This window comes from Mucilaginibacter sp. P4_E8 (assembly GCF_056401495.1).
This window is the reverse complement of sequence record NZ_JBFUJG010000247.1, coordinates 1-4,374: the sequence shown is the minus strand read 5'-3', so window position 1 is coordinate 4,374 and position 4,374 is coordinate 1. Positions and strand designations below refer to the sequence as shown.

The 4,374-nt window shown below is 39.1% G+C and carries 7 protein-coding genes; 3 read left to right on the top strand and 4 right to left on the bottom strand.

The annotated features are described in order from the left end of the window. Positions 1–212, bottom strand: a 212-nt coding sequence (locus AC1DRQ_RS29735) for a hypothetical protein (RefSeq protein ID WP_477429476.1), incomplete at its 3' end; no start/stop codon positions are given. Between the two features lie 237 nt (positions 213–449). Here AC1DRQ_RS29735 and AC1DRQ_RS29730 point away from each other — a divergent pair. The 3 genes from AC1DRQ_RS29730 to AC1DRQ_RS29720 all read left to right on the top strand — a co-directional run bounded on the left by AC1DRQ_RS29730 (position 450) and on the right by AC1DRQ_RS29720 (position 2,475). Then, a complete protein-coding gene (locus AC1DRQ_RS29730; protein WP_477429474.1) occupies positions 450–1,355 on the top strand; it encodes an alpha/beta hydrolase fold domain-containing protein in 906 nt (301 codons plus the stop codon). Positions 1,356–1,435: 80 nt separating this feature from the next. Beyond that, positions 1,436–1,930 (top strand): hypothetical protein, encoded by a 495-nt coding sequence (locus tag AC1DRQ_RS29725; RefSeq protein ID WP_477429472.1) that lies wholly within the window; start codon positions 1,436–1,438, stop codon positions 1,928–1,930. 5 nt (positions 1,931–1,935) lie between these two features. Continuing rightward, positions 1,936–2,475, top strand: coding sequence for a GNAT family N-acetyltransferase (locus AC1DRQ_RS29720; RefSeq protein ID WP_477429470.1), 540 nt, complete (start codon positions 1,936–1,938; stop codon positions 2,473–2,475). 65 nt (positions 2,476–2,540) lie between these two features. Here AC1DRQ_RS29720 and AC1DRQ_RS29715 read toward each other — a convergent pair whose 3' ends face one another. From AC1DRQ_RS29715 to AC1DRQ_RS29705, 3 genes are all read right to left on the bottom strand, one after another. Beyond that, on the bottom strand, positions 2,541–3,137 hold the full coding sequence (locus AC1DRQ_RS29715) for a fasciclin domain-containing protein (RefSeq protein ID WP_477429468.1): 597 nt from the start codon (positions 3,135–3,137) through the stop codon (positions 2,541–2,543). 247 nt (positions 3,138–3,384) lie between these two features. Further along, positions 3,385–3,936, bottom strand: coding sequence for a hypothetical protein (locus AC1DRQ_RS29710; RefSeq protein ID WP_477429466.1), 552 nt, complete (start codon positions 3,934–3,936; stop codon positions 3,385–3,387). Between the two features lie 2 nt (positions 3,937–3,938). Further along, on the bottom strand, positions 3,939–4,374 hold a 436-nt coding region (locus AC1DRQ_RS29705; RefSeq protein WP_477429464.1), incomplete at its 5' end, for a hypothetical protein.

Below are 4,374 nucleotides of genomic sequence, written 5' to 3'. Positions count from 1 at the left end.
GCATTAAAACCTATGCCACCAAAGCCGCTTTTTGCTAAATTTATTGGCGGTTCATTTATATTAATGTTAATTGAACTCTCCGAGTTATTTTGAATATAAATTAATGGGTTGAAATTTTGTCCTTTATCCTTAGTTTTAATTTCTGGAAAACTATCTCCAACATTATTTTCATTCGAGGATGAAGAAATTTTATTATTTGATTTGATAGTCATGATACAGGAGTTTAATTTATAATAAAAATAATGACTAATTGATTAATAACCAAATATATATAGGGGTTTTTAGAGTAAGATTATACTTTACAATTGATTATTTCTTTTACCGTTTTATTACTAATAATCATTACAAAAAACCGCTTCCTCCATATTTTTGTTTCCACCCGCCTATTCAAACGTTCTCCGCTTGAATAGGCGAAGATTAACTTCTATCTTTAAGCTAACTAACCAACTATGATAAAACTAAACCTAAGTCTATTTATCGCTTTGTTCTGCCTTACCACTTACAGCCAGGCGCAAACCAGCAACCCCAAACAAGATATCTTCCCGAAAGGGACTACATTCATTAACAACGTACCCTACGCCGGCGATACGCTGAAAAAACACCAGCTGGATATTTACCTGCCTCCGGTTGTAAAAAGCAATTACCCGCTCATAGTTTGGATACACGGTGGTGGCTGGAAAATGAATGACAAATACTCTGATATGAGCTATATGGCCCAAACGCTGAAAGGTTTTATGGATAAAGGGTATGCTGTAGCTTCTATAAATTACCGGTACAGTACAGATGTTCCGTTTCCGGGACAGATACAAGATTGTAATCAGGCTGTGGAGTTTTTATACCAAAATGCTGCTAAATATAAGCTTGACCGCGAAAGGATTGCTGTGATCGGCTTTTCGGCTGGCGGCCATCTTGCCTCTTTAATGGGTTTATCGAATAACAGCAATATCAAAGAGTTTTACCATGATGGTAAAAAGCCAGGCTTTAGAATAAAACTGGTGCTTGATTTTTATGGCCCATCAGATCTGTTGTCGTTAAAGGAGTCAACTGTAAACGTTAGTCCTAATCCTATCACACAGTTGTTGGGTGCGCCGATAGTTGATCGCCCCGATCTGGGTAAGATAGCAAGCCCGGTAACCTATATCGATAAAAATGATCCGCCATTTCTAATAGTACAGGGCGAAAAGGATGAGGCTGTGGAGTATATGCAATCCGTTTCGCTGAGTTTACACCTGAAACTTGCCGATGTAAAAAACGAGCTGATCATCGTTCCTAATGCCCCGCACTTCGGTGTTATGTTTGATGCGGAAAACATCAGAGAAAAAGTGTTTCAATATTTGGATGAGTATGTAAAGTAGGGTGAGTTCTGTATCAACAATTTATTTATCATCAAAAAATAAAGCACAAATCATAACTTTATACTATTCAATTCTTCCAGATGCAAAAAAACACACCTCATAAAAGTAACATCCTACTAAATATTCTTTGGATCGGTTTGTTAGCAGGTACACTTGATGGCCTTGCCGCCCTGATCCTGAATTATAAAGTAGGCCCTGCTATTGTTTTTAAATTTATAGCAAGCGGTGTATTTGGGAAGGCTGCCTTTCAAGGCGGAAATGAAATGGTTGTGGCAGGTATCGTATTTCACTACCTGATAGCGCTTTTATTTACCAATGCATTTTACCTGCTCTATCCGTTTTTTAAAAAAATGTGGCAAAACGTATATCTTACGGCTGTTGCTTATGGGTGTACCGCCTGGCTTATCATGAACCTGTTGGTTGTACCGGTAAGCAAAATAGGATTTCATCCCATTAAGGCAGAAACTATTTTAACGGGAATACTTGTTTTAATTATTTGTATAGGCCTGCCCATTGCCCTCATTGCAGACAGGCATTACAAAGCCGGGAAATTCGCCATCCCGCCCAATAAGTAATGCCTATGCAGTTTCCACATGCGCAGTTCCGTGAATTACAAACCCCGCGTTTGTTTTTAAGAGCATTAACAACAGGCGATGATGATGCCATATTTGCTTTACGCAGCAATGATGAAGTTAACCGCTTTATTGGCCGTACAGCCGCGCAAACCCTTGCCGATGCTACCGGGTTTATACAAGCCAGGATAAAGGACATGGTCGCGAGTGAGTGCGTGTACTGGGCCATTGAACTAAAAAGTACCGGCAGGTTGATAGGTACTATATGTTACTGGAATTTAAACTACAATGAAGAAAGCGCCGAAATAGGTTATGAACTGATGCCCGATATGCAGGGCAAAGGCATAATGCAGGAAGCCATAAAAGCAGTGATTGCCTGGGGCTTTAATGAAATGAAACTGGAGACCATTATGGCATTACCCTTGGTGGAGCACGAGAGGTCGGTTAAGTTGCTGGAGAAGAACGGGTTTAGCTATGACGAGATAACCAATGGTCATTTAGTTTATAAACTTAACAGGCAAACATGGCTTACCAGCCAGGACTTATAAAAAAAAGAGCCCGGTAATTTGCATACCGGGACTCTTTATGGATTTAAAATTAAACAAACATACGATTACTGTTGAGGTATCAACAAGCCATTAAGGCCATGTACAACACCGTTGGTGCCCAACAAGTCAAATGCTACCACCAGGGCAACATTTCCTTTGGCATCCGTGATCTGTAAATTGCTTTTATCATTAACAGATAGTGTTAGCGATTCGCCGTCGATAGTTTTTAACACGGCTTTACCTTTGCCGGCAGTCAGTGCCTTGATAATATCGGTCTTGGTATATTTACCTGCCACCACATGGCCCTTTAAAATTTTGGCAAACTTTGCATGATCTTTAGTTAAATCGTCCATGGTAGGTTTTGGTACTTTGCTAAAGGCCACATCATTTGGTGCAAATATGGTGAATGGCCCCGGACCTTTTAAGGTAGTTTCCAAGTCGGCGCTTTTAATAGCCAGGGCCAGTGGTGCATAATCTGTAGTGGTTGCGAGCACGCCTACAACATCACTTGAAGCTGCGGCAGGAGCAGCAGTTGAAGCAGGAGCAGCAGTTTTGCTTGTATCTTTTTTAGTAGTGTCTTGTTGTTGTGTTTGAGCAATTGCATTGTTCGATAAAAATCCGATAGTTAATGATGCAATGGCAATTAAAACTGATTTTTTCATGTTCATCTTTCGTTTTGAGTTTGTGTTAAATAAAAATGTAATGGGTAGCAGTTTTTCGATAATATTTCTTTTAAAATTATTTATTTGGTTATTTAACGCCTTGTTATAACCTATAATTACATTAAATAGTTTTTAATTAATTAAAATAGGTGTTTAAGTTACTAACATTCAGCCTGGTAGGGGGTTACAAATGTTGGAAAAGGAAGTGTGTGTACAGCGTAAACCAGCTTTAATTAACTATGAATTGTTAATTATTATCAGTTTCGCCAACCCTTAAGGCAAGGGTGCCAAATGCAAAAGTGAGACTAACGAATACGAGTTGATATACGAATAAGAAAAACAAGGTAGTGTAGGTTAACATTAACGATGAGGATGACCTGATAACATGAAACACATCATCCCTTCCCCATTCCTTAACCAAGTTAATTTTACTCCCCATGGTAGCCAATCCTTGTTTTAGCTCACCTTGTGGCCATATGGGGAAAAACAATGGACTTGTGCCATGAAGTTCAACAACGTACTCGCTAAAAAGGTAAAGGTAAAGGAAAAGCGCCAATGCAAATACAGCTATAGCGCCAATGGCTAAGCAATTAATTGTTTTTATACTGAATAACTTAAAACTGTCATGATTTAAACGTAACAACAGGAGCGTGAAAATTCCAAAGGATTCAATAGTGGCAAAAAACATCACTTTTGAACAGTTAGGCGGAACACCAATATTGGTTGCCAGAACCGCTAATCCCGGAATAATGGCGAATACACCCGAGGCTGCTTTTAATGATGGTTTTAATTTTTCCATTTTTAAAAGTCAACACTCACTTTTTGTACGGGTTCAATTTCTTTGGCTTTGGTGTAATGCGTACGTACCAGATACTTATTGCCCAATTTAAAAATTACCATATATACGGTTTCGTCAATGCTTACACTGGTGTCGGTTTTGTCGCTGTCAACCATAAAGCTTTCAATTATGGTATTATCCTGCTGCCATTTGGAGCTTTTGATCTGATTAAGCCACAATCGACGCGGTATCAGGAAAACCTCGGCTTTATTGGGGGTTGATTTCAATTCCAATTGTATTCCGTGTGCGGTTACTCCGCCGTAGCTTACTGTATCCTGCCTGGTAGGTTTCCACTTTACGGAACCAACAATAGCCTGGCAAGTAAACATTTGGTTTAAGTTGTAAATATTTAAGGGGATCCGCACTTTTACCAAATAACCCAATGAATCTGTAGTAATG

Coding starts and splice junctions, on each gene's coding strand:
- AC1DRQ_RS29720 (WP_477429470.1), top strand. CDS start 1,936: ATGCAGTTTCCACATGCGCAGTTCCGTGAATTACAAACCCCGCGTTTG.
- AC1DRQ_RS29730 (WP_477429474.1), top strand. CDS start 450: ATGATAAAACTAAACCTAAGTCTATTTATCGCTTTGTTCTGCCTTACC.
- AC1DRQ_RS29710 (WP_477429466.1), bottom strand. CDS start 3,936: ATGGAAAAATTAAAACCATCATTAAAAGCAGCCTCGGGTGTATTCGCC.
- AC1DRQ_RS29715 (WP_477429468.1), bottom strand. CDS start 3,137: ATGAAAAAATCAGTTTTAATTGCCATTGCATCATTAACTATCGGATTT.
- AC1DRQ_RS29725 (WP_477429472.1), top strand. CDS start 1,436: ATGCAAAAAAACACACCTCATAAAAGTAACATCCTACTAAATATTCTT.